This is a genomic window from Streptomyces sp. NPDC057474, from assembly GCF_042802555.1.
Classification (GTDB): Bacteria; Actinomycetota; Actinomycetes; order Streptomycetales; family Streptomycetaceae; genus Streptomyces.
In genome coordinates this window covers 86916-110073 of record NZ_JBHVDX010000005.1, presented here as the reverse complement: position 1 = coordinate 110073, position 23158 = coordinate 86916, and the positions used below count along the sequence as shown (strand labels likewise).

Sequence of the window (23158 nt, the reverse complement as noted above, 5' to 3'; positions counted from 1 at the left end):
CCTGCCGACTGCGCGAAACCCCTGGACAACCGATTCCACCGGCTGTTACGGATGAAGAGAAGGCCCTCGACCGGGAGATGACGCTCGTGCTCAGAACGACCGACCACCACGTAGAGCCGACCCCCGTCCTGCCCGCCGCGCCCGCCGGAAGTGATCCGCTGCTGCAGCAGCAGTACGAGACGCAGCCGCCCAGCGGCCCCGGAGCGACGCGATGCCTCAGCCATCCGCCGGAGCTGTCCCTGCGCGGCATCCCCGTGCTGTGCTCGGCCTGCCGGGCCCGGCGCGACTGGCTGCTCATCAACCACGGCCGCAATGTCTGGGTCCGCTGCCGTTGCGGCAACCAGTGGCTCGAGCCCGAGATCAGCCGCGCCGATTTCGACGCCATGATCGCCATCCCGGACGGGACGACCTACCCCAGCGTCGAGCAGGGCCTGATCGCACTCGGCTTCGACGGCGCCTTCGCAGGCACCTACCTGGCCTAACGCGCCGAACTGCATCCGTCGCAACAGTTCTCGAAATCCCGAAATCAACTGCTGTGACCTGTATGGATGTTGGTTCCGAAAGCTCAGCAGTGCTGACGTTCGTCCCTGAGGAGGGCAGCGCGAGCCGCTTCCCGCCGGAGGGGGCGGCTCGGCGAATCCGGGCTCGCTGTCACTGGCGGGTGGCATTCTCCGTAGCCATGAGCAGAGAAGACAGCGACGAGGCGTACGTACTCGGCATGTGTGACGAGGTTCTCGGGGAAGTCGGCCGACAGGGGCATCGGTTCGATTGGCTGCTTGGAGATCCCGGAGCCACCGGACGGCGAGTGAAGCTGCCAGTCGATTCGTACTGGCCCTGCCACCAACTGGTAGTTGAGTACCGCGAACTCCAGCACGACCAGCCGGTGCCGATCTTCGACAAGCCGGAGATACTGACCATCAGCGGTGTGCACCGCGGCGAACAGCGCGCGTTGTACGACGCCCGTCGAGACACCGAGATTCCCGCGCACGGCCTACGACTCGTGGTGATCCGTCCGGCTGACCTCAATGCTGACGGCAGAGGCCGGTTGCGCAGGACCCGAGTATCTGACCTGGAGGCAGTGCGGAACCTCCTGGCGCGGACCAGCGACGAAGACCGCGTGATCGATGTGTTCAGGTGCTGGCTGATCGCCGAAGGCTGGACCCCAGTCACTCCCACCGACAAGTGGACCGACATCGAAGCCCTGCGTGGTGATGAGCGCTTGATCGGGGAGGCCAAGGGGCGCACGAAGGAGAAGGGCATAGACGTCGACATCGTGTACGGGCAGCTCCTGCGTCGGATGACGGACGGGTCCCCGAACACCCGCTACGCCCTGATCGTGCCGACCTCATCCGTAAAGGCTGCCGAGCGGGTTCCGGCCGCTGTTCGACAACTACTCAGGGTTGATCTGTACGAGGTGGCGGACGACGACACCGTGAGCCACCGGGCCTTGTAGGGCACGGAGGCTCGGGACGGCACACGGAGCGCACGAGGAAACCGCGTTCGGCAGACATGCGGTAGACCGAGAGGGATGTGTCCCGGGCCTCGTGCTTGTGGTCTGCTGACCGGCGAGAGTCCGCCACTGCAGGTGAGCTGCTCCATCAGCCGCTGGCCTCACTGAGAGCCACAGCCTGGTCGATCAGGGTGTGATTACGCTCCCACAGCGCCGTGATTCGCGCGGCTGCTCGATCTGAGTACGCCGCAACGAGATCGTCTTCCTCGCCAGGGGGAGTCAAGTCGAGCTCTTCCCAACGCGGCCACTGATCCCAGAACGGCCGATCTTGCGGGTCGCAGGCGGCTGAGAGGTACTCGTTAACCCTTAGATCCTCGGCACGGATCCCCAGGAAGGGACGCAGATCTCCACCGAAGTCGAAAGGGTCAGGCTCGGCGCGGGTCCCGTAGCCAACGCCGGCCCGAGGGCTGCCGTCGGCAGTACACCATCCTGGCTTGACCAGGAGCACCGCCAACTCGGGGTACGTCCCGAAGTCTCCGCGTATCTTCTTGTGTCCAACTGCCTGGTAGGGAAACGGGCCGACAACCTTCACGGGCTCACTCAGGTCAAGTCGGTTCAGCACCGCCGCGACAGCCGTTGGCAGTTGCTTGAGCACGTCGCGTGCTGCGGCCTTGGCACTGGGCAAGTGCTCGCCGTAGGTGAGCCAGATCCGCGCCGCAGCCTGGTCTGTTGGGGCCATGCCGGTCATCCTTTCCAAGGTGTCCAGAAGATCCCCTGCCGTTTCCCTGCCACGGCGCGTATGGGGGGTGAGCGGGGCAGGGGCCTGTTCAAGAGCGCTCCGGAGCAGGCCAGCGAAGGTGCGCAGACTCATCGGTGTAAAGCGTTCGTCCGCCGGGTCGTCACCGTGGAGCGTGAGGAACACCAGCAGGAGTTCCTGCTGCTGAGCGTGGTCGTCGGCAAGGCGTTTCGTCTGCTCACGGCCTTCGTCCGCGTGCACCTTCAGCTCGACTACGAGCTTGAACGCTGAGGTGGAGATGACGATGTCCGCGCGTGAGCCCGGTTTGACGACCTCCAGGTCCACCCGGACCCGAGCGAGTCCCTCGGCTTCGACGAGGTGCGCCTTGCCCAGCACCCTCAGCATTCCGGTGAGGACGGCGGTTCCGAGGTCGTGCGGCTGGCGGGGGTCGAGCAGCCAGCCGATCAAGAGTTGGTGAGCTCTCTCTTTCCTGCTGGTTTGCAGGACATCCATCACAGTCGAGGGACCAGGCATCCAAGAACGAGCCCTACGCTGCCTTTCCAGGTCTGCCCAGACGGCGGACCACCACTGCTCGTTCAGCCGTTCGTCTCCCACGCGAGTGGCTCCCTGCTCAGCCGCGGTTGCTGTGCTTGGGCAGCTCGCCCCGGAAGTCGCAGCCGGGGCACTCGTCCTCGCCCTGGACATGGCCCTCGTACCAGCCGTGGACGGCTGCGTGGAGGATCGCCTCCTCCACCGAGGCTTCGCCGCTGCGGACCGACGCGATGGCGTTGCCGACAATCAGCCGGAGCACGGCGCTGTCGGGCGAGGGGAACGGCGGTGACGGCATCGGCGAGTCGGTCGTCATGGCCGCAGCCTACGGGCGGGAACGACTGACGGTCAGCCGGATGCGGTGCCGTCGGGAGAGGCGGTGCCGTGCAGGTCGCTGCGGAACCCTCGGCCGACCGGCTGCCAGCCCTGCAACGTGGCGGGCCTCCAGGGCTGGTCCTGCACCCTGATGTCGTCGGGCTCCGGCAGAGTGTCCCGGCTCTTGCGGCTGCGGGCGGCCCGGACGCTGATGCCCACGTGGGCGGCGACCTCCGGATACCTCCAGAGCTGCTGCTCGTCGGCCATCGTGTCCTCATCGTTCGTCGGTGATGAGCGTGGGCGGGCGTACGGCAAGGCCGCCCCTGCCGGTTCGGCGAGGGGCGGCCTTGCGGTTGCGGTCAGACTTCGGCGAGGCGGTTGGAGAGGTCCAGGGCGACGGTGGCGACCGCGAGGGCGGCGCACAGGCCGGTCACCTCGTGGATGGTGGGGCGGACCAGGCGCGGCCAGTCGTCGGGGGCGGCGGGCCAGGAGGCGAGGAGGACCTCGGTGGTGGCCAGGCCGAGGTGGGCGGTGACGTCCCAGCCCGCGTGCGAGGCGGGCTCCCAGTGCAGGCAGATACGGCCGAGCGGGAGTTCAGGGGTGCCCGCCGGGAGCCAGGAGATGTCGAGCGGTCCCTCCGGGAGGGCGGAGACGCGCTGGACCAGTGCGCCGCGCACTCCCGGCGGCATGGGCCGCACGGCGAGGGCGTGCAGCGGGTGGGTGGTGGAAGGGTGGGGTCGCGGTGAGATCGGGGCCTCCTGGACAGGTCCGTACGGAGGGTCAGGCCCAGGCGAGAGCGTTGCGGACCGATGCCGGGAGGTAGCCCTCTTGGCCGTTTTCGGCGATGAACGCCATGCCGTCGCCCACGACGACGTCGGTGCCGACGTAGTGGGCGAAGGGCCAGTCGGGGTTGACGGCCAGGCGGATCGGCAGGTCGGGGTCGAGGTTGTGAAGTTGGCGGAGCAGGTGGCCGACGGTCAGGTGCTGGGGCAACGGGGAGCCTCCGGGATCGAGGGTGAAGCAGTGTGGTGATAGAGCGTCAGGGACGTCGAGGCAGAGTTGGTCGCGCAAGACCGTCTGCTGGGTGGTTCAGCGGCTTGCGATGAGCGCTGCGAGGAACCCGGCCACGGCCTCGGAGGGGGTGTCGGGGCCGAACTCCTCGATCCAGGGCTCGGCGTCGGAGGGGTGGACCCGGACCTGCCAGACGATGCCGCGCTTCCAGGCGGTGGTGTCCTCGGGCAGCCAGCCGACGTAGACGCGGCCGTCCGGGCTGGTGCAGTGCACATTGGCCTCCGGGGTATCGACTATCGCCCAACCGAGCCCGCCGAGCAGTTCGAGTACCGGGCTCGCACAGTGGTCGCTGGAGAGCCAGGCGCGTTCCTCCACGGCGGGGCGGACGACGGCTGGCAGGAGGGTGCTGGAGGCGTTCACGAGTGGGCGTCCCTTCGTTGACCTGCGGGTTTTCCCGACGTCCGTACGTTGACATGCGGTGTGCCGAAGTACGTAGTCGTTTCCGGGAAGGTGGGGTCTGCCGTGGGCGAACTGGCCGCCGAGGGGGGAAGAGGCCTGCGGGCCGGGGAATGGATCGGCGCGACCGGTTGTAGTAACCGGATTGCGGCGCGGGGCCGTACAGAACAGAAGGGGCAGGCCATGGCGGAGTCGAGCAGACACTGGGACGGTGCCGGGCTGGAGCGCAAGATCCGTGGCGCCGGGCGGCCGTGGACGGTGGGCGACATAGCGATGGTGGCCGACGGGCAGTGGGCCGTGGGCATCCAGGCGCGGAGGCAGCGTGGCGGGGAAGCCGTGGTGGAGTGTCGGATCGCGGACGGGCGGCGCGTCGAGCTGACGTTGGTGGAGCTGGCCCGCGCGATGGACTCCCGGTTCGGCGTGGCCCATCGCGACGAAGACTCCCGCTGACCGGTTACCTTCCGGGCCTGGTCGTGGCCACCGTGGGGCGGACAGCGGCCGACGGGGCGGGCTGGTCCGGTGGTTGGCCCAGGGCACGCGGCGCGTGCGCGGAGCGGGCGACAGCGGCCTGGGCCAGGCTGAGCGACGGTGCCCGGTCCGTGGTCACGGCGGCTTCGCGGGCCTCGATCACGTGGCTGATCGCCTGCAGGGCTATGCGGCTCTCGGCCTGCGCGACGCGCAGGTCCACCGCCGAGCTGGTGATCCGCTCCAGGTCGTGGAAGGCCGACACATGACCGGGCTGGGTGAGGGCGTGCAGGCGGTCCTGGTGGACGGCGACCGCGTTGTTCGAGACGACGAGGCTCGAACGGATATGCATCGCCGAGCGCAGGAGCGGATCCTCGACGGGGCGGCGGACCGCGAGGGTTTCCAGCGCCTCGATGGGGCGGCCCCAGGCTTTCTCGATCATCGCGTCGGCCTGGTCGAGTGCGGTGGCGTCGGGCATGGCGGAACTCCCGGTATTCGGAGGTGATGCTTCGGGCAGAGGCGACGTCTCGGAGGGGCTGGGGGCGGGAGTCAGCGGCTGTGCCGGGGGGCCGACGGGCTGGCCGGCGGCCTGGCCGCGGCTGCGTGTGCGAGGTTGCCCGACAGATTCTGTGTCGAAGTCGCGGTGCGACTGCGAGCGGCCACGACGCGGAGGTCGGCTGCTGTCTGCGGGGCGCGTGCGGCGCGGTGTACGGCCTGGGCGACAGCGGTGCGGCGCACGTCGAGTGGGGTCGGAGCACGAAAGATCTGAGGATCGGCGGCTTGGCCGACCGGGGTCAGTGTGACCAGGTGCTCCACCTTGCGGTTGATCTGGTGCCGCTCACGAATCGCCGGGGCTGAGTCCGACATGGCGGCTGCGGTCGCCGCGATCAGGTGGGTCGGGGTGCGGGCTGTGAAGACCGCTTCCGCGCGCGTGCCCCAACCCGGAGGACCGGCCCACAGCCTGACGGTTTCGTCGTCCCAGTCAGAGAGGCGGTTGTCGATCAGAACGCCCGCTTGTCCGTCGGGGGCGATGATCTCGACAGTGCCGCGCTCGGCCGCCCCGTCGCGGGTCCAGCCGACAGTGGTCAGCGGCCGGACGGCACCAGCCCAGTACAACGACGGGCTCGTCAAGAAGCGCGCGTTGCCTTCGGTGGCCTCGGCTTCGGCGTAGTCGCGGGCCAGAGCGCTGGTGAGCCCGGCGACGATCTCGGCCGGGGTGACGTGGTTGAAGGTTGCCGTCCAGCGGGGTGCGGAGACGGCGTCCTCGGCGGCGTTGATCTTCCACAGTTCGAAGTCGTCGCCGAACCAGCCGATCCGTATTCGCTGGTCGGGCGAGGTGACGAGGAGCTGGCAGGGGCCCTCGTCGAGATAGTGGTGCGGCCAGTGACTGACAGGGGCGAAGCCAGCGTCCCCGGTCCCGTTGGAGCCGGCCAGGTACATGGGGCTGACCAGTACCTCTTGATAGGGATGCTGGTCGTAGGGCTGGGTGTTCACGGTCGAGACTCCGAGGTGTAGGAGGGGAACGCGCCCGCGTGCGCAGAGGAACGAACGGCTGGACTGCACGGGGGCGCCGTGGCAACGGCGTGAAGCGGCTGGCTCTCAGTGCCACCCGGATCACCGGCCCCGGGAGGAGGCCGACTGAGCGGCCACGGCCACCGGTACCCGCGGTTGTGGCTGCGGGGCGTGGCTGAACAGGGAGCTGGGCGCGGCGGTGCTCCGCCGCAGGGCCGCTGAGGTACGGATGCCGTCCGCCCCTGGCGGGATGCCCGTGTGGGTGCGCGTGGCCGCCGCGACCCGGACAGGGGCGGGACGTGGTGCGGCGACGGGGTTGCTCCAGTGCTCGATGGCTGCGTAGACCGGGCCGAGTGCCCGTCCGGCGGCGGTCAGGACGTACGGATCGCCGTGGCGCGGTCCGGTGCGGGTGACCAGGCCGTCGAGCTGAAGCCGGATCAGGCGCTGCCGGGTGAAGCTGTTGTCCAGTCCTGCCTGTTCGGCGATGTGGACGAACCGCATGGGGCCGCCCGCGTCGAGGGCCTGGATCACGGCGGTCGAGTTGCGAAGGTGCAGCCGGCGCACGGCGTCCTCGACGCGCTCGGCACCGGCCACCTTGCCGAGCGGCAGGTGCGCGTGGGACCAGTCGGACAGTGCCCGGTGTACTGAGGACAGTGCGTTGCCGAACCCACTGAGCTGGTACGGGGCACCTTGGCGATCACCGGCTTGGGTCACCAGCCCGGCATCGTGTATCTGGGCCAGCCGGTTGCCGACGAACTGCTCGCTGACGAAGGGGAGGCGGGCGGCGACATCACGCACACGCATGGGGCCGCCCTGCTGGGCCAGGGTCTGTGCCGACCAGGTGGTCCACTTCGGCGCTATCAGGGACAGTGCCTTCTCGACGCGTTGGGCGTCGACGAAGCCGATCTGGGAGGTTGCGGGTCGTGCGGGGGCGGACATGGCGGTAACTCCATTATGGCGAAGGGGAATCGGGCGGCGGGGTGCGGATCAGTGGAGGTCGCGCTCGGCACGGAGACGCTGGAGTACCGTGCCGAGGCGGCGGTTGCTGACGTGGATGCCGCGGGCGCGTAGGCCCTGGCGCAGGGCTTCGCGGTTGAGCCGGGGGAGACGGGCGGCGACCTGGCGGGCTACGGCTATGAGGTCCTCATCGCCCGGAGCTGGGCCGGTTCGCCGGGCGGTCGAAGGCCGACGGGCGGCAGGCTGGTCCAGGAGGAGGCGGACGTCCAGCAAGTCCCAGACTGCCTCGGCTTCCGACTGCTCCCGGCGTTCGAGGTCCACGACTTCGGCCGCGTACCGCAGCACCAGTTCGTCGAGGGTGAGTCCGCCGGAGCGGCAGCGCTGCCAGGCCGCGTCGAGATTGCGGCGCGCGGCGCGGGCATGAGCGTTCGTCGTGGCCAGGCCGTCGAGCCGCCGCAGCACGATGGGCAGAACGGGATCTCCCGAACCGCCATGCGCGCTGTGGCGCTGGAGGTCCTCCAATGGGCGGCCGTACCGGTGCTCGACCAGGTGGCGGGTGTAGATCACGGTGGACATGGGGGTCTTCCTTCTGAGGATTTCAGCGGGAGCGGGAGGGCTTGGCGGTCGGGCCGGCGGGGGAACGCGGGTCGCGGGGTGGTCGGTCGTCGCTCAGCGCCAAGGGGCCTCGACGCGGAACTTCTCGGCGACCAGGTGCGCGCCGGGCCGCTTCGCCCTGTCGTGGGGGTTCATTCGGCAGCGTCCATTCGGGCGAGCAGAGAGCGCACCAGAGTGGGCAGGCTGTCGGGGCCCTCGCCGATTCGGACGTGATCGGTTGCCTCGCCGAGGACGTACGCGGCGTCTTCGAGCAGGCCGCTGGAGATCTCCATGCAGGCGTCGGTGATCCGGGAGGCGGCGAGCAGGGACCGCGAGAGCACCTCGACGTAGTCGCCGGGGCTGAGGTCGGCAGCCTCGGCGGCTGTGCGGATGGCGGCCAACTCCAGCGCGCTGAACGCGAAGTCGAACTCGTCGTTCTGGTCCGTTGGCGAGGGCGCGACGAAGGCCGGGTCCGGCGGCTCGGCCGGGATGCCGACGCGCGTGCAGATCTGGTCCACGGAGGCGGTCAGCTCGGCGAGGGACTCGGTGAGCCAGCCGAGCGCGGAAGCGTAGGACGCCAGGGTGAACAGACCGGCGGGGGTGGAAGGCAGCGGCTCTTCGACGACGAACTCTTCGAGCCGGTCGTTCAGTTCGCGGACCACCCGGGGACCGGCGGACAGCGCGCCGAGGACGGGATGCAGGTAGGAGCGGCCGGCGGAGGTGGGGTACTCGGTCGTGAGGACCTCCGAGACGCTCCGCGCGGCGTCGGTGAGTAGCCCGGCCAGTTCGGTGCGGTCGAGGGACGCACGGTTGGCGGTCATCGGATGGAGGCCTTTCGGGAGGCGGCCGGGGCGGCGGGGCTGGCTGCCGCCGGTGTGGTGGCCGGGAGGGACGTGGTCGGGTCGATCGCGTGGGGGGATCGGGACCGGGCCGCCTGGACTCGGGCCTCGGCCGCCGCGTCGGTGCCCTCGTGCCGGTTGGGGCCGGTGCGGTTGGTGCGGAGCTGGGCCGTGCGGTAGACCGCGTAGTCCTCCCGGGCACCGGCCGCGACGAGGTAGATCTCGCGTTTGTGGGTCGAGGTGGGTGGGGCCGGGCGGAACTGGATGACCATCCGGTAGGAGACGGCCGGGTCGACGTAGACCTTGTGGAAGCCCGCGAGGCGGCCGGTCAGCGGCAGGCAGTCGTCGCTGCCGTGGACCAGGTTCTGCAGTTCCAGCAGTGCCAGGTCGCGGACTTCGTCGGGGAGTTGTCGCAGGTCCGCGATGGCGTCCGGGTGGGCGGCGAAGGCGAAGCGGGCGCGGCTCACATCGGCCTCCGGGGGGTCGGGCGCTGACCCGTTCCTGCCGACGGCGCGTTGCCCGTGTCGAGGCCGGCTTTCGGGATCGCGGAGGCACCCGATGATCGGGTGAGGGCGGCGCGGGTCAGCCGGGCGGCGGCCTCACCGCGGTAGTCCGGGGGCTGCGGCAGCGGACTGCTGCGGTCTTCCAGCCAGTGGCGGGCGGCGGCCTCGTCGGCGAAGGCGCCCTCGCGCATCGTGTACGTGTGGGCGTCGGGGTTCCCCTCTTCGAGGAAGACACGAATCGGTGCCTGAGCGGCGCTGGAGTCACGGGTCAGCGTCCAGGTCTCGGACGGGGCGTAGTCCGAGGTCCAGCTGTCGAGGACCTTGTAACGAGTGCCTGACTCCCGGATCTGCTGCTCGATCCAGAGGGTGAGATCGTCGGCGGGCTTCAGGGAGTCCCCCTTGGCCTGGGCGATCTGCTCGGGCGGGCAGCCATGCTCGATCAGCCAGTTCTGGGCGAACGCCAGGCTGGCGTGGTTCGCGGTCTCGAAGGTGAACGTGCGCTCGCGCAGGTCCCGCGTGATCTTGATGGCAACGAGCGCCGGATCACCGGGGACGCCCCAGGTCATCGACCTGTCGTGGGCGACGAGGTAGCTGTGCGTCCCCTCCGGGGTGGTGTGGTGCTCGGCCAGCACGGTCAGGTCTCCGGCCCAGACGCTGCTCTCGGCGAGTTCGGAGGCGGCGTCGGCAGGCTCGAAGTCGGCGAGGTGGAAGTCGGGTTCGGCTATCACCGGGTGGCTCCCGTCAGCTCGGGCGCCGGGGTGGCCAGCACGCGGTGGTTGGGCCGGGTCGGGCTCGTCGTGCATGCGGCGAAGGGGCCGTCGGGGGCACGGAGATGAACCAGGGCCTGGTCGAGGTGGTCGCGGTGCCACGTCGAGGGACCGGTGAGGCCGGCCTCGGCGTCGGTGAGCTGCTGCCACGCGAGCCAGAGCGCGTGCAGCCGGGCGACGGCCTCGGGGTGCTCGTGCCACTGGTCGCACCACGGCCGGGTGGTGCTGATCTCCCGTCCGTAGACGGGCAGGAACAGGTGGTTCACCCAGTCGCTGAGTGCGGCCAGCTCGACGGCGTACGCCTTGCCGCCCAGGGCGAGGATGAACACCGAGGCCGGGACGTTGGCCTTGTCGGCACCGGCAGCGCCTGCGGTGGAGGTGTCCGCGGTGGGCTGAGGGGTGGAGACGGGCTCGGAGCCGAGGCGGTCGAGGATGACGCCGTGCTGGCGTACCTCCGCCATGGTCTTGGCGAGGGTGCTGGCGAGATCGTCGAGGTCGCCGTCGGGAACGCGGAACGGCTCGAGCTCGGGGGTGGCCTTGCTGGGGTCTGACATAGCGGATCCAAGGGAGTGAGCGAGCAGGGCAGGGGCGACGTGCGGCGCGCTCGTCTGGAGGTCACGGCGGTGCTCCCTTCGCAGGTCGGCATGGGCAGGAGGATGCGGAGATTCCGCGATTTGGCGCGGCCGGGGAAACCGGGTAGTGGGGCGCTACGACGCGGTGCAGCGGGGGCAGCCTGGGAAGGGCGGTGCCAGCAACCGCACGGCTCGGGTGGCCTGTTGGGGGACCACGCCGTTGCCGAGTGCGGTGAGCTGAGCCGGTCGGCCGAGTCCCGGAGTGGCGGTCACCCAGCCGGGAGCCAGGCCCTGCATCCACTCCACGAAGTCGGCGCGCAGGCGTCCGGCAGCGTCGGTGGGCGCCGGCGCGGGGCGGGTGAGGTTCTCCCACCGGGCGATGGCGGAGGCGTACGCTCCCCATCGCCCGTCGGTCCCTCCGCTTCCGGGGCTGCCTCCGCCCACAGCGGCAGGACCACCGCCGACAGGGGCGGGCGCCAGCCCTTGCCCGGACGGCGGCCCGGGGTGCCTGTGTCGCTCGCCCTCGGGGTAGGCAGCAGCGACGCTGCCGCGCTCGGCAGCGTCATGTCCCCGTTGCCGTGCCGCTGGTTCGGCGAGCCCTTGATCCCGTCCGACGCCTTCGGCGTGGGCAGCAGCCACTCCACCTCGTCGGCCAGGTTCGGGCCGTGGCCGCCGCTCTTCCTCTTCGACGGGTGCTGGGAGCCGCCGTTCTTGCCGATGTTGCTCGTCGGGGTCTTGAGCAGGGTGCTCGGCGGGCCAGGCGGCGAGGAAGGTGCGCTCGCGACGATGGGGGGCTCCGACGTCGGAGGCACGAAGCACGAGCCACCTCGCGTCGTACCGGAGATCGGCCAGGGAGCCGAGTACGGCACCAAGTGCCCGCACAGGAGGCTGGGTTGGGTCGTCTCCCAGACACCACGGGCAGAATTCCACGTCGCCAGGGGAACCGGCGGGCGAGGTGAGGAGACCTCGGACATTCTCGATTACCACCAAGCATGGGCGGAGGGCTTCGACCGCACGGGCGACGTGCAGCCACAGCCCCGAGCGAGTGTGGGGGTTGAGTCCGGCCCGGCGGCCGGCGACGGAGACGTCTTTGACAGGGGAAGCCGGCTGTCAGGACACACACCCGAGGCACATCGGCCCAGTTGACGGCGGTGATGTCCTGCAGATTGGGCACGTCGGGCCAGTGCCGGGCCAGGATGCGCGCGGCGTCGGGGTTGATCTCGGCGTGCCAGGCCACGGTGCCGCCGAGCGCGGTCTGGACCCCGAGGTCCAGACCGCCGTAACCCGAGCAGAGCGAGCCGATCAACGGCATTCGTGCGGTGGTGGGTTCCATGTCACCGGCCGCGTGCGATTCGGTCCGAGGGGGCTGCCACCGCCGTGGCGACGTTGGGCGGCGGCGAACCCGGAGAACGCGCGGTGGTCGCGGACCGGCTGCGGGCAGCCTGGAGCCGCGCGGACGGGGGAGAGACCGTTGCCGATGCGGCGTACAGGGAATTGGCCCCGTCGTGTAGTGCCGCGCTGGCGGTGGCGAGTGCTTCCTCCATCACCCGTACTGCTGCCTCCCGGGCATCCCTGGCGTCGGGCTGGTCGCGCAAACTTTCGGTCTGGTTCAGGAAGGCGAGCTGGTGGGCCACCGCTCCCAGGGCGGAAGCCGCTTCGCCCGCAGGCTCGACGGCGGCGGCGAAGTTAGTGATCACGCGAGCGGTGTGGGGCGCCTGGTCCTGGTCGACGGCGCGGAAGAGGACCTCGTCGCCCAGAGCGGTCACCAGCTTTCCTAGTTCGGAGATCTGGCGGGCGACGGCGACGACATCGGGTGAGCGGTGGGTGTCTCCCGGCACCGGCAGCTTGCCGCGCTGGGCGTCGAATGCGGAGGCCGTGGCGCGCAGGGCCAGGGCGTCGGAGAGTGGGGTGTTGTCCACGGGGCGTTCCAAGGTGGGGACGGTCGGATGGGCTGGGTTGGTGGGTGGGTGAGGACGGCTCAGCCGTGGGCACGCGAGGGCGGTCGTGCGGCTGATGAAGTGGAGGCAGGGCCTGGGCATTCCGAGGGCCGTGCGGCCGGTTGCGCCGTGCTGCGGGCGAGCGCGGCGTGGACCTGCGCCGTCGGGGGCCCGTCGGTCGGCGGCGCGGGGGGCGGCGCCGGAGCGTGGTGGCCGTTCGCGGTCTGCCAGCGGGCGCGCACGTTGTCGAGCGGCCCGAGCGCGTGCAGGGCGTGGCTGATGAGCCGTCCGGGGGCCAGGGTCTCGTTCTCGGCCAGGGCGCGGATGGCACGGGCGGAGGCAGCAGCCGTACTGGCGACGGAGGAGCGCATGATCTGCTCGCCGAGCCACTCGGCGCTGCCGGCGCCGACGCCGTCGCAGAGGGCTGTTAGCTGTTCGGCGGTCAGCGTGCCGTCGGCGAGCAGACCGCGCCGCTGGGCTTCCCACAGCACGGTTATCCGGTCGATGGGTTCGCCGCGGTGGTGCAGCGCTCCTACGCAGCGGTACAGCTGGCCGTGGGCGGGGTCGGCGTAGTCGCCGGGTCGCAGCCAGCCGACGACCTCGTCCATCGCCTTCGGCTGCTCGACCAGGACCGCCAGCAGGAACTGCTCGTCTTCGGCGACTTGGTCCGCTCGTGCCGGCGGCGGCGCGACGGGAGTGGTGGGGGGCGGTGTGGCCGGGGCGACCGGGCGCGGTTCGGACCCCCAGCGGTGCGCGAGGTCTTCGAGCACCCCGGCCAGGACGTCCGCATGGTGCAGCGTTTTTTCCACCGCACCTTGGAGGGCGTCGGCGCGGGCTGCCTGGTGGAGGCGGATCGCGTGCGCGGTCACGCTGCGGTGGATCGCTCCCTCCAGCACCATCCGGCCGTACACCGGGGCGTGCTCGGGTCGCGGGCAGGCCGAGATCAGGGTGTGGGGATACACGGCGGTCAGCCCTCGGACATGGTTGCTGGCCTCGGCGACGGCGTCCGTCACCCAGGACAGCGGCACGCGTTCTCCGGTCGCCACGGCGGGATGGCTCTCGGTCCGGAGCTTGCGCAAGGCGGCGAACAGCGCCTGGTGGATGGGCCGGTAGAAGTGATCGGGCGCGAGCCAGTCCAGGTGCGCGAGCTGGCCGGGGTCGAGCAGCACCGAGCCGAGCACCGCCTGCTCGGCACTGAGGAGCGGGTTCATCGCTGCCGCCCGGGGCGGGGAGTCGGCGGGTCGTCCTGCTGCGAGCGGAGATCGGCGACGGCTTGGTCGGCGGCGGTCAGCGCGTCGGCGAAGCGGTCCAGCTCGCCGGTGAACGTCGGATCGGTGGCGAGGATCGATCCGGTACCGGTGACCAGCCACCACTGGCCACCGCTTCGGACGACCGGTGACCGGGCGAGGCGTTCGGAATGCGCCGGAAGAGGGGATGGAGTGCGCGAGGACATGAGGGGACTCCTGAGCAGGTAGAGGGGAGGGGCAGGCCGTGAGGTCGAACGTCGGCCCGGACGGGGCTGCCGGAGCGGCAGGACCAGGGCGAGCAGCCGTCCGGATCGCCGTTCTCCAGTTCGGCGTCCGCGAGCGCGTCGAAGATGTCGCCCTGACGTCCGGACCACTCGTAGGCGGTGACCCGGTCGATCGGTGCCTGGTCCAGAGGTCGGCGACTGCGGTGCGGATACGCCTGGCCGAGCAGCGGCGTGCCCTCCGTCAGCGGCGATGGTCGCGGTCGAGAGCCGTCTGCGCGGACGCCGGGAGGGACGACGCGGCGGGCGGTGGGGTGTGCGGTGTGGGGCGGTGGGGTGTCGTGGTGCGTGCGGTGGCGGCTCGGACTAGTGGGGAGGTGTCGTCGGTGTGCCGGAGGGCGTTGGCGGTGTCGGTGAAGCGGCGCCAGGCGTAGTCGGAGCGGTCTGCGGTCCAGGCCGGGGCTCGAGCGACGAGGGCTTCGGCGAGGGCGGCGACGTCGTTCTCGGGTGCGGTGCCGCTTGCGAGGAGGGGGCCGGCGGGGGACCACAGGTCGATACGCCATTCGTCGCCGAGCCGGACGGCGGTGACGAAGCCGTCGTCGGGTGCCGGCTGGTAGGTCCACATGTGGGCGTGGACTGTCCAGCCGGGTCCGGCGAAGACGGGTGGGGCGGGCTCGGGCAGCGGTCCGGGTGTGCCGACCTCGAACAGGTCGAGCAGCGGTCCGTCGTTGAGAGCCGCGTCCCGCGTCATCCGTGGAGACGTCCCGGCGTCCCTTGAGCGCGGCCAGGACGGTGCGCAGGGTGCTGAGGTGTTCCCGGGCGTCGCCGGGGTCGAGCCGGTCCTCGGCGGGCTCGTCCTGGCGTAGCCAGTGCCGCACCGACGTCGCCTGGGACCGCAGCGATTTGATGTCCCTGGCGGAGAGCCGTTCCGGCAGGTGTTCGACGCGGTGGACCAACTGCCAGTAGGGCTTGAGGTGTTCGCTGACAACGTGGCGGGCGATGCGGTCGATCTGGGGGCGGAAGCCGGCCACGGCCCCGGCGCGGACCCGGTCGTCGTGGTGGCGTAGATCGGTGAGCAGGCGCATGTGGGCGTCGCGGGTGTCGATCCGGTCGCGGACGACGGACTCGTAGGCCCGGTTGAGGAGTTCCAGATCCGACAGTTCCCGCGCTCCGGACTCGAGGTGGTGGGCTGCTTCGCGCCGGAGGACGGCGACGCGCTCGGCGGCGGGGACGTCCCAGACTCCGCTCATGCCGCACGCCCGAAGCCGGAGTTGTTCGCCTTCGCGAGTGCGCGGTCGGTGATGGTGGCCGTGGCGGCGGCGGAGGCAGGCGCGATGGTCTTCGCCGACGACTCCTTGTACCAGGGCTTGAGGTCGAGCAGCGCGATGCGTAGGCCGGTGGCCAAGAGGAGTGCCTTGCCCTTGGGCAGCGCACGGATCGCGTCGGGGGCGAGGATCCGCTCGGTGCGCATGGACACGGACGTCGACTTGCCGCTGTCGGAGCGGGAGACGGAGACGGTCCGTACCTCGTGCTCCCCGATCGCGCGGCTCAGCTTGTCGGCGAAGTCGATGTCGTCGATCCCGGAGCCGACGATCTTGACCGTGGCCGCGCTCCACAGTGCGTCCATGCCGGCCTCGCCCCAGCACCGCTGGCCCTGCCGGTAGGACTGCAGGATCGTCATCGGGATCACGCCCCGTGAGCCCAGGTGGCTGTACAGGTCGGGGAGATCGGAGATCTTGCACACGTTGGCTGCCTCGTCGAGGACGCACAGGGCGGGCGGGTCGAGCCGCCCGCCGGAGCGCTCGGCGACGACCACGGCCGCGCGCATCACCGCGTCGGCCGCCGCCGCGATGATCGCCGACGCCGAGCCGCCGCCGTCCTTGCTGAGCAGGTACAACGTGTCGCGGGAGGTGGCGAACGCGGAGGGCTTGAACTCGGGAAGGTGCTTGTCGGGTGTGACCCAGGCGGCGACGTCCGGGTCGAGCAGGCAGCTCGCGTACTGCCGCGCGGTCTCGTAGATGCCGTCCCGCGTTTCCGTGGCCCCGCTGACGGTGCCCTGGAGCTGGGCGGCGACCGCCTCGTGGCCCGCGTCGGTGAGCAGGTCCACCGGAGTGCGGTCGGCGGGGGAGGCGAGCCAGGCCAGGACATCGGTGATCGGGCGCCGGTGGCTGGCGGCGGCCAGGAACAGTGCGCCCAGCGTGTTGCTCGCGGCGGTGGACCAGAAGTCGGCACCGCTGGACTCGTCGACGCTGGCGGCGACGAAGTGTCCGGCCAAACGTTTCGCCCCGGCCAGGTCGCGGGCGTCGGCCAGGATGTCCCACCACATCTCGCGCGGGTGGTGGGCGATCTGCTGCGGGTCGAGCGTCCAGATCGTGCCGACCTTGGCGCGGGCGTCCACTGTCGCGGTGAAGGCGTCGTTCGCTGCCTTGTTCGAGGTCAGCAGTACGGGGCCGGGAGCGGCGAGGATCGCGGGGATCGCCAGCCCGGACGTCTTGCCGGAGCGCGGGGCCATGATCGCGACGATCACGTCCTCCCAGGAGGCGCGGACTTCGGCCCGGCCCGGGGAGTGTGTGCCGACGAGGATTCCGCGGTCCGCGGGAGCGACCTCCTTCGGTTTGAGGCCGGACAGGCTCGGCCGCAGGCTCTTCGCCTTGGCGGCGATCTCCTTGTTCATCAGAGGGGCGAGATCTCGCCTGCGGGCGAGGCCGTTCTTCGCACCGCCGCGCAGCCGCAGCCACACAACCAGGCCGGTGACGGTGAGGCAGACGGAGAGCAGCCCGGGGACGAGCCGCGCGCCGACCAGCAGAGCGGTGGGGCTCAGATGCGGCCACAGCACGTCGGGGTGCAACAGCGAGTTGGTGGCCTCGAACGGCGCCCAGGGGCCGGTGCCGACGAAAGAGTTGGTGAGGTTGCCGGTCAGCCAGGCGAGGGAGCCGAAGGCGATGGCGGCGCCGAGGACGCCGAACAGGAGGTAGAGAAGCGCGTCGGAGCCGGTGGTGGCCGAGGGCGCGCTGGTACGTGGTGCGGACATGGCGGGTCCAAGGGGGAGAACGGACAAGGCGAGGCGGGGCGCGCGGCGCTCTTCTGCTGGTCATCGGGGCAGCTCCTGCTCCGGGAAGGGGGCGGAGGTCGAAGTCAGGCCGAGGTCATCGCGTGCGCGGCGACCGGGGCGGTGAGGCGCTGGTGGGTGGTTCGGATGTCGCGTCGACGGAGGGCGCGGTCCGCTGGGTGCCGGCGTGTGGGGAGGAGGCGCGGGCGGCTCGGCATCGGTCCGCTTCCGGGTTCTGGATGGCGGGCGGCTCGTTGTCCGCGACCGCGTCGTTGCCGAGGACATCGCTTAGCGGCTCCCTGGTCCGCAGTGCGGGCACCTCGTCGCGGTACTTGGGGTCGCTGAGTTGCACAGGGCACGCGCCGATCATGTCCCCGGCGACCACCAGCTGCTCCTGGACGTCCCGCGGCATGCGGGTGGCGGCGGCCAGCCGTGTCCACGTCTCGAAGGTCGGGTTGTGGTGCGGGTTCTCGAAGGTCAGCCGGGCTCGGGTCCAGTCGGCCGCCGCGGCCACGAGCTCGGTCAGCTGGGGGGGCCCAAGCGCTCCGTTGACCTCCTTGATGATTCCGGCGACCTCATGGGGCGTTGCCATCTCGGTGAGCCGGGCTGTCATCCCCGGGACGGAGTACGGGGCGGCCGACGGGTGGGGCAGGTGTCGGGCCTGCAGGGACGCGTCGGGGCCGGACGCCTTGTGGCCGTAGGCAAGCCGGATGTTGTGCTGCATCGCGGCGCCTACGGCGTCGCCGATGCTCGGGTAGAACTCGGGCACTGTTCCTCCTTGGGCGCGGTGCGTGGGTCGGTGCCGGGTGGGTTGGACAGACCCTCGGACCTTGGCCGGTCTGACGGCGGACGCGCTGGCCAGAGCGTCGATGGCTGTCCGCATGAGGTAGGCACACGTCAGACCGCCGAAGGGGGGTACGAGGGGAGAGGATCGGGATCAACGGGTCCGAGGGCTGGAGACCTGCGGCGAACCTACGGCGGTACCGATCTCCGGAGACGGAGTTCCGAGCGCCGAAGACGCCTTGGCCCTGTCCGCCGCGGGCGACGTGGCGAGAGCCGCGCTTCGTGCGTCGGGCGGGGCTGGGGACCGCGTCCGCGCCCCGGCGTGGTCCTGCCGCGAGTCGTTGACACGGTGCAGTTCGCGTCCCGCTCCGACGAGTTCTGATTGCGCCGCGCTGACGAACTCCGCGGCGAAGCCGAACCGGTCGGCGAGCGCGTACGCCTCGTCGTCGAGGTCGGTGATCTGTTCGCCTGCCGTCTCCAGAGCTTCCCGGAGGCGTTCCAGGACGCCGTGCTCGGGATGAAGGAGGTGATCGACCGCTTGGGCAAGGCCTGCACCGTTCTCGGCGGCCCTGATCTGGTCGGTCAGCCGGAGGACTTCGGCTCCGGCGGTGTAGAGCCCGAGAGGGTTGGCCGGGCTGGTCAACCGGCTCGTGTCGAGGTCGGGGTCCAGATCGACGCTGTACCGGGCGGCGCGGAGCATCTCGGCTGCGTGGGACGCGATGGCGACGCGCTCAGCCTGCGGGGTGGTGGTCGCCAAGCGGTGGCGGCGGCCGTACCAGTCCTCGATCTGCTGGAAACCGGCGTGCTTGAGGAGCGTGGTGGACAGGTCGTCGCTGGCGCCCTTCGCCGAGACGCTGCCGCTGGGCTCTGCGCTGATGGTGATGTAGGGGGCAGGCACGTGGGCCTCCTGGGCGCGGGGTGTCGGGCGCGGGGCCGGGGGCAGGTGGCCGAGTTCGGTAGCGATGTGGTGGCACTCGGTCTGGAGACGGAAGGCGTCGCGGTAGGTGTTGTGGAGGCTGCCGTCCTCGCGGGCGAGGGTTGCCACGACGTGCACTTGCCGGGGCTGGTTGCGCACGGCGATCCACCGGCAGGCGTCCGGATCGCCCTCCGGGGCGATGCCGGTGGCCGCCACGATCCGGCGGGCCACCTCGGCCCACTGCGCGTCGGTCGGGTCGGGGTGCCGGGGATCGGAGCGGACCGAGCAGACCCACACCGGCCGCTCGGGAGCTCGGGTCCCGAGGCGCTCGACGGGTGTGTCGAGGGCGTGGGCCAGGTACGCCGGCGCGTCGGTCTGGGCGAGCATCTCGATCGGGGCACCGTGGCCGTCCCCCGCGATCAGGCGGGGGTTGGTGTGGTTGCCGCGCTCGCCTGGCCCGTACAGGTACTCAAGGAGGCCGGCGGTATGGCTGGCACGCTGCAAGTGGGCGATCACGGCGTCTACCTCGAAGGGAGTGGCGAACGGGAGCCCGGGTGGTCGGGCCGTCGAGGAGAGAGGATCCGCGGAATCCGCGATTTGGCCTCGCCGGAGATGGGTGATAGACGACCTGAGGTCATCGCGGTCCGCCGAGGCCGTGATCGCAGACGAAGTCCGCGCAGGGAAGTGAGTGTCGAAGCAGCCGCGCCCAGCGGCCGTCCTGGCGGATGACGGTGGCGACGATGTCGAGTCCGTCGATGGGGTTGTGCAGGACCGCACATCGGCAGCCGCCGGGGCGCGTGTCCGGCTCGCTGCCGGTGCCGTCGAGGACCTTGCGTGTCCGCTCGAACCAGTTCGTCGTCGTTGAGTTCTACGCCGTGGCCTGTTCAGCCAAGGCCAAGCCATACGGCAGGGGGCGGCGCCGATCCCGCAGGCGGTGTGGGTCGGGCAGGCGGCGCGGCCGGTTCAGCAGGCCGGGCGGTTCATCGGGGCGGGCAGGATCGGAACCGGCGAGTTGGGCCCAACCCGATGACGGGGCGAGCTTGCGTCACCGGGTGCCCAGCTGGTTGCGCCGGTGGCGTGTCAGGCCGGCGACGAGATCGATGGTCCGCTTCGACAGCGGGAGACGGACCTGGTGGACAACATCCTGAGGGCCTTCAGCGGGCTGGTTTTTCGTCACAGATTCACCAACTCCCGCCGGGAGCCGTTTTGTTACGGCCGGAATCGGCCGGTCCACCACTGCCCTGGCCGGTCAGCGCGTCGGATAGCGTCCCGCGCCGGTCCGCGAGGTCCAGCCCCGGTCGGCGAGTTTGCGCAGTTGCCCGCGGACCGGCTACGCCTTCGCCGGTGTCGTCTCCCTGCCCAGCGCGACCGCGACATCCCTGGCCATCACCGGAAACCATCCGAACCGGCCACGATCTCCATGATCCGCCGGTACTCCGGGGTGGGGACCTCCACCCCCACGCCCTCGACACGGTCCGGCACCAGCCGCATTCCGTCCGCACCCGGACCAGCCAGCACCCGCTCCGGCTCGATGATGCCGGACGGCAGTCGCCCGCCGTCGGTCGCTTCCGCCCACTGCCCGAAGACGACTTCGGCGGCCTCTAGCCGGGCTACCTCCACCTCGATCTCCGCCAGTTCCTTGCGCAGCAACTCAGCCCGCTCGGTCAGGTACATCCGCTGCTCGATGGTCCACGTCAGCACGTCCACGATGACGATCCCTCCCGCGGCCGACGCTACGCGGCAAGCCGAGGCCCACATCCGGGAACCGCAGAAGACGTCCCTGACAGACGAGCACGTGCTACTGATCTCCGCTCCGACCAGCACGAGAACCCTATCGAGACGGCACGCCAGCACCGCTGACCTGACGGGTCCTCCATGCAAGATCGAGATTAACCACCACGGACCGGGGAAAGGTTCAAGGGGCACCGAGGAAAGCGCTTTCGGGCTAGTGTTGCACAAGCTGTTACACCAGGAGTGAGGTGGCCCTTGCTTGACGTTACTGTCGAAGACACCTGTAGCCGCATCGACGGCGCATCTGCGGACCGGAGTGAACAGCGGCCGTTCACCATCGACGATGAGGGCCCTGTCGTTCTCCTCGGGGTTGACAGGATTCAGTTAGGTGACTCCCCGCGACTGAACGGGGTTGATGAAGCGCATGTACAACTCATCGCCGATGCGGAAGGCATGCTTCCTCCCATAATCGTTCATCGGGCCACTCTCCAGGTGATCGATGGCCGGCATCGTCTAACCGCGGCGATAGCCAGGGGGGACACCTCGATCAGGGCCCGTCTGTTCGACGGAACCGAAGAGGAAGCCTTCATCCATTCCGTCAAGGCCAACAATGCGCATGGGCTGCCCCTGACCGCCTCCGACCGCCGTGCCGCAGTCGCGCGCATCCTGCGGGCGCACCCGGAGTGGTCGGATCGCGCGATTGCCTCCACGGTGGGGGTCTCGGCGCAGACCGTCGGCAAAACGCGCCGTTCCGTGGTAAATTCCGCTCAGTTGGCCGGGCGAGTGGGGCGTGACGGGCGGGTCCGGCCGTTGAGCACGGCAGAGGGACGACGCAAGGCCGCAGAGATCATGACGGCCAGACCGGACATCTCGCTGCGCGAAGTCGCCCGGGAAGTCGGCTTGTCCCTGGGGACCGTAAATGACGTTCGCCGTCGTTTACGAGAGGGCAAAGACCACACCGTGCCCGCAAAGGTGGCGGCCGCGCAAAGAGTGCAGAGCAGTGTCGTCAACAGGGTGTCGGCCGCGTCCGCTCTCTCCGCACCGGACTTGGCGCTCTTCTGGCAGCAACTGAGCAAGGATCCTTCCCTCAACCTGACGCAGTTCGGCCGGAATCTACTCACTCTGTTGCGGGCGCATCGACTGGAGGAGGAAGTCGCCGAGTCGGTTCCCGCGCACTGCGCCGAGAAAATGGCCGCATTGGCGAAGCAGTGTTCCTTCACCTGGGCCGTCATAGCCGAACGCCTGGAACAACGCAACGAGTTGTAGGCGCCGGACTGAGTGGTCCTCCTGGGCGTACGCCACTTTGAATAGCTTGCCCCGCACACCGTCCGCAAGCCCCACAGGGTGGACGGTGCGACGGTGTGCGGGGCAGGTCCGCAGCTTGGTTGCCAGGTTCGATGGGTGTGACCCGCCCCGGGAGTGAGCCGGGACAGACACTCGGCTGCTGCTCTTTGTTCTGCCAGGAGCGCAGGCACCGGTGCTGACCCTGTCTTTGCAGGCGTCACCGACAGCCGGGCTCGTCACCAGGAGCGCCAGGCGGAGGATCAGTCACGCAGCGCTGCCGCCGCGACGGCGGGGTCGACAGGGGTGAACGCCAGACCGGTCGCCAGCTCGGCCGCCCCCGGTATCCGCACCCTGCCCGGGGAACGCAACAGTCCGGCCAAGGTCACCGTGAGATGTCCGCCAGCCTCGGCGGTGCGGTGCAGCCAGAGCTGATACGGCATCGGTCGCGCGAAAACCGCGTCGAGTCCGCGTACGGCACTGCCCAGCGCGTCGGCGAGCCCGTCCCGCTCGGTGTCCGTGAGCTGGTCGATGCCTGCCACATGACGTAGCGGCGACAGACGAAGCGTGTACGGTGCGGGCGGTGCCTGCGGGATGCGGGTAATCCAGTGTGTGTCAGTACGAACGAGCAGCGGCTTCGGCCCCGGTGCGCATACGGCACAGTTCTCGCGGGAGGCGACCCGCTCGGTGCCCAGCAACGGGGGCACCAGAGGCAGGCCGAACAACTGACTGTGCGGGTGCGCGACCGTGGCCCCGGCGTCTTTGCCTCTGTTCTCGAAGACGAGGGCGCATCTCACATCGGTATGACGCACCATGAGCTGGCTCCGCTCGGCCCACATGTCCACCACGGCCCGAACCTGAGGGCGCGTCATGGTGGCGAAATCCAGTGTGTGATCGGGGCTGTGCACCATCACCTCGCAGCGACCGGGCGCTATGGCGGGCCACCGGTTGGGGAAGGCCCAGGTGGTGAACTGGTCCGGGCACTCGGTTCCGCCGGGGCAGAACGGGCAGTTGTCCACCCCGATGTCGGGGCGCGCCGAGCGACTGCCGGATGTAAAGCCGACTCGTGCGGTGACCGGGTCGAATCCGACCCGTGCGGTGACGGGATCGCTTACCGGGCCCATCTGGTCGGAGACCGGATCACTCACCGGGCCCGGGTCGCTTGCTGGGCCCGTTCCGTAGGTGGTTGCCTGCCAGCCTGCTTCGGGGGATCTCCCGATCATCTGTCGCCGTCTCCTGTCGCTGTCTTCTGCCTCCGTCTGCCTCC

At 70.3% G+C, this 23158-nt stretch carries 27 protein-coding genes and 2 pseudogenes; 4 read left to right on the top strand and 25 right to left on the bottom strand.

What is annotated here, in order from left to right; all coding sequences use genetic code 11:
• Both ACFU53_RS02605 and ACFU53_RS02600 read left to right on the top strand, forming a co-directional pair.
• Positions 1-482, top strand: a 482-nt coding sequence (locus ACFU53_RS02605) for a hypothetical protein (RefSeq protein ID WP_383985281.1), incomplete at its 5' end; no start/stop codon positions are given.
• Positions 483-679: 197 nt separating this feature from the next.
• Positions 680-1453, top strand: a complete 774-nt coding sequence (locus ACFU53_RS02600) for a hypothetical protein (protein ID WP_193382799.1) — start codon at positions 680-682, stop codon at positions 1451-1453.
• A 145-nt stretch (positions 1454-1598) separates the two neighbouring features.
• On the opposite strand, the gene ACFU53_RS02595 is transcribed toward ACFU53_RS02600, so the two are convergent.
• The 6 genes from ACFU53_RS02595 to ACFU53_RS02570 form a co-directional block, all read right to left on the bottom strand.
• On the bottom strand, positions 1599-2801 hold the full coding sequence (locus tag ACFU53_RS02595) for a PD-(D/E)XK nuclease family protein (protein WP_383985278.1): 1203 nt from the start codon (positions 2799-2801) through the stop codon (positions 1599-1601).
• A 16-nt stretch (positions 2802-2817) separates the two neighbouring features.
• Entirely contained in the window at positions 2818-3051 is a 234-nt protein-coding gene (locus tag ACFU53_RS02590; protein ID WP_099964086.1) for a hypothetical protein, read from the bottom strand.
• 32 nt (positions 3052-3083) lie between these two features.
• A complete protein-coding gene (locus ACFU53_RS02585) occupies positions 3084-3317 on the bottom strand; it encodes a MarR family transcriptional regulator (protein WP_381323807.1) in 234 nt (77 codons plus the stop codon).
• A 92-nt stretch (positions 3318-3409) separates the two neighbouring features.
• Entirely contained in the window at positions 3410-3739 is a 330-nt protein-coding gene (locus ACFU53_RS02580; RefSeq protein ID WP_237310516.1) for an esterase, read from the bottom strand.
• Between the two features lie 91 nt (positions 3740-3830).
• Positions 3831-4043 carry a hypothetical protein gene (locus tag ACFU53_RS02575; RefSeq protein WP_319263171.1) on the bottom strand — a complete coding sequence of 71 codons (213 nt, stop codon included), beginning with the start codon at positions 4041-4043 and terminating at the stop codon, positions 3831-3833.
• Positions 4044-4139: 96 nt separating this feature from the next.
• On the bottom strand, positions 4140-4481 hold the full coding sequence (locus ACFU53_RS02570) for a DUF317 domain-containing protein (RefSeq protein WP_046915964.1): 342 nt from the start codon (positions 4479-4481) through the stop codon (positions 4140-4142).
• Between the two features lie 219 nt (positions 4482-4700).
• Here ACFU53_RS02570 and ACFU53_RS02565 point away from each other — a divergent pair, with 219 nt between their 5' ends.
• Positions 4701-4967 carry a hypothetical protein gene (locus ACFU53_RS02565; protein WP_383985273.1) on the top strand — a complete coding sequence of 89 codons (267 nt, stop codon included), beginning with the start codon at positions 4701-4703 and terminating at the stop codon, positions 4965-4967.
• 4 nt (positions 4968-4971) lie between these two features.
• Here ACFU53_RS02565 and ACFU53_RS02560 read toward each other — a convergent pair whose 3' ends face one another.
• The 18 genes and pseudogenes from ACFU53_RS02560 to ACFU53_RS02475 all read right to left on the bottom strand — a co-directional run bounded on the left by ACFU53_RS02560 (position 4972) and on the right by ACFU53_RS02475 (position 20586).
• Entirely contained in the window at positions 4972-5460 is a 489-nt protein-coding gene (locus ACFU53_RS02560; RefSeq protein WP_319263166.1) for a hypothetical protein, read from the bottom strand.
• A gap of 71 nt (positions 5461-5531) precedes the next feature.
• The gene (locus tag ACFU53_RS02555) at positions 5532-6422 is read right to left on the bottom strand and encodes a DUF317 domain-containing protein (protein ID WP_383985287.1); all 891 of its coding nucleotides are present in this window, start codon (positions 6420-6422) and stop codon (positions 5532-5534) included.
• Positions 6423-6596: 174 nt separating this feature from the next.
• Complete coding sequence (locus ACFU53_RS02550) at positions 6597-7433, bottom strand: winged helix-turn-helix transcriptional regulator (RefSeq protein ID WP_383985270.1); 837 nt, start codon at positions 7431-7433, stop codon at positions 6597-6599.
• 48 nt (positions 7434-7481) lie between these two features.
• On the bottom strand, positions 7482-8027 hold the full coding sequence (locus ACFU53_RS02545; RefSeq protein ID WP_046915967.1) for a hypothetical protein: 546 nt from the start codon (positions 8025-8027) through the stop codon (positions 7482-7484).
• Between the two features lie 170 nt (positions 8028-8197).
• Positions 8198-8866 (bottom strand): hypothetical protein, encoded by a 669-nt coding sequence (locus ACFU53_RS02540; protein WP_383985266.1) that lies wholly within the window; start codon positions 8864-8866, stop codon positions 8198-8200.
• On the bottom strand, positions 8863-9351 hold the full coding sequence (locus tag ACFU53_RS02535; RefSeq protein ID WP_383985263.1) for a hypothetical protein: 489 nt from the start codon (positions 9349-9351) through the stop codon (positions 8863-8865). Before ACFU53_RS02535 ends, ACFU53_RS02540 begins: the two co-directional genes overlap by 4 nt.
• Positions 9348-10115 carry a glycosyl hydrolase gene (locus tag ACFU53_RS02530; protein ID WP_383985261.1) on the bottom strand — a complete coding sequence of 256 codons (768 nt, stop codon included), beginning with the start codon at positions 10113-10115 and terminating at the stop codon, positions 9348-9350. The genes ACFU53_RS02535 and ACFU53_RS02530 overlap by 4 nt, the downstream gene beginning before the upstream one ends.
• A complete protein-coding gene (locus tag ACFU53_RS02525) occupies positions 10112-10708 on the bottom strand; it encodes a DUF4913 domain-containing protein (RefSeq protein WP_383985258.1) in 597 nt (198 codons plus the stop codon). The genes ACFU53_RS02530 and ACFU53_RS02525 overlap by 4 nt, the downstream gene beginning before the upstream one ends.
• 153 nt (positions 10709-10861) lie before the next feature.
• Positions 10862-11764 (bottom strand): annotated as a pseudogene (locus ACFU53_RS02520) (DNA cytosine methyltransferase); the annotation flags it as partial.
• Positions 11765-11885: 121 nt separating this feature from the next.
• Positions 11886-12038: pseudogene (locus ACFU53_RS02515) on the bottom strand (DNA methyltransferase); the annotation flags it as partial.
• A gap of 22 nt (positions 12039-12060) precedes the next feature.
• On the bottom strand, positions 12061-12657 hold the full coding sequence (locus ACFU53_RS02510) for a hypothetical protein (RefSeq protein WP_383985255.1): 597 nt from the start codon (positions 12655-12657) through the stop codon (positions 12061-12063).
• A 47-nt stretch (positions 12658-12704) separates the two neighbouring features.
• Positions 12705-13874 (bottom strand): DnaB-like helicase N-terminal domain-containing protein, encoded by a 1170-nt coding sequence (locus ACFU53_RS02505; RefSeq protein WP_383985252.1) that lies wholly within the window; start codon positions 13872-13874, stop codon positions 12705-12707.
• The gene (locus ACFU53_RS02500) at positions 13871-14116 is read right to left on the bottom strand and encodes a hypothetical protein (RefSeq protein ID WP_383985249.1); all 246 of its coding nucleotides are present in this window, start codon (positions 14114-14116) and stop codon (positions 13871-13873) included. Before ACFU53_RS02500 ends, ACFU53_RS02505 begins: the two co-directional genes overlap by 4 nt.
• A gap of 259 nt (positions 14117-14375) precedes the next feature.
• Positions 14376-14882 (bottom strand): hypothetical protein, encoded by a 507-nt coding sequence (locus ACFU53_RS02495; protein ID WP_383985247.1) that lies wholly within the window; start codon positions 14880-14882, stop codon positions 14376-14378.
• 495 nt (positions 14883-15377) lie between these two features.
• On the bottom strand, positions 15378-17162 hold the full coding sequence (locus ACFU53_RS02490; RefSeq protein WP_383985244.1) for a type IV secretory system conjugative DNA transfer family protein: 1785 nt from the start codon (positions 17160-17162) through the stop codon (positions 15378-15380).
• A 115-nt stretch (positions 17163-17277) separates the two neighbouring features.
• The gene (locus ACFU53_RS02485; protein ID WP_383985241.1) at positions 17278-17949 is read right to left on the bottom strand and encodes a hypothetical protein; all 672 of its coding nucleotides are present in this window, start codon (positions 17947-17949) and stop codon (positions 17278-17280) included.
• A gap of 168 nt (positions 17950-18117) precedes the next feature.
• The gene (locus ACFU53_RS02480) at positions 18118-19395 is read right to left on the bottom strand and encodes a hypothetical protein (RefSeq protein ID WP_383985239.1); all 1278 of its coding nucleotides are present in this window, start codon (positions 19393-19395) and stop codon (positions 18118-18120) included.
• An 870-nt stretch (positions 19396-20265) separates the two neighbouring features.
• Positions 20266-20586 carry a hypothetical protein gene (locus ACFU53_RS02475; RefSeq protein WP_383985236.1) on the bottom strand — a complete coding sequence of 107 codons (321 nt, stop codon included), beginning with the start codon at positions 20584-20586 and terminating at the stop codon, positions 20266-20268.
• A gap of 279 nt (positions 20587-20865) precedes the next feature.
• On the opposite strand from ACFU53_RS02475, the gene ACFU53_RS02470 reads away from it, so the two are divergent.
• Positions 20866-21876 carry a ParB/RepB/Spo0J family partition protein gene (locus ACFU53_RS02470; RefSeq protein ID WP_383985233.1) on the top strand — a complete coding sequence of 337 codons (1011 nt, stop codon included), beginning with the start codon at positions 20866-20868 and terminating at the stop codon, positions 21874-21876.
• Between the two features lie 278 nt (positions 21877-22154).
• Here the strand turns inward: ACFU53_RS02470 and ACFU53_RS02465 are convergent, their stop codons facing one another.
• Positions 22155-23039, bottom strand: coding sequence for a DUF4931 domain-containing protein (locus tag ACFU53_RS02465; RefSeq protein ID WP_383985231.1), 885 nt, complete (start codon positions 23037-23039; stop codon positions 22155-22157).
• Between the last annotated feature and the right edge of the window lie 119 nt (positions 23040-23158).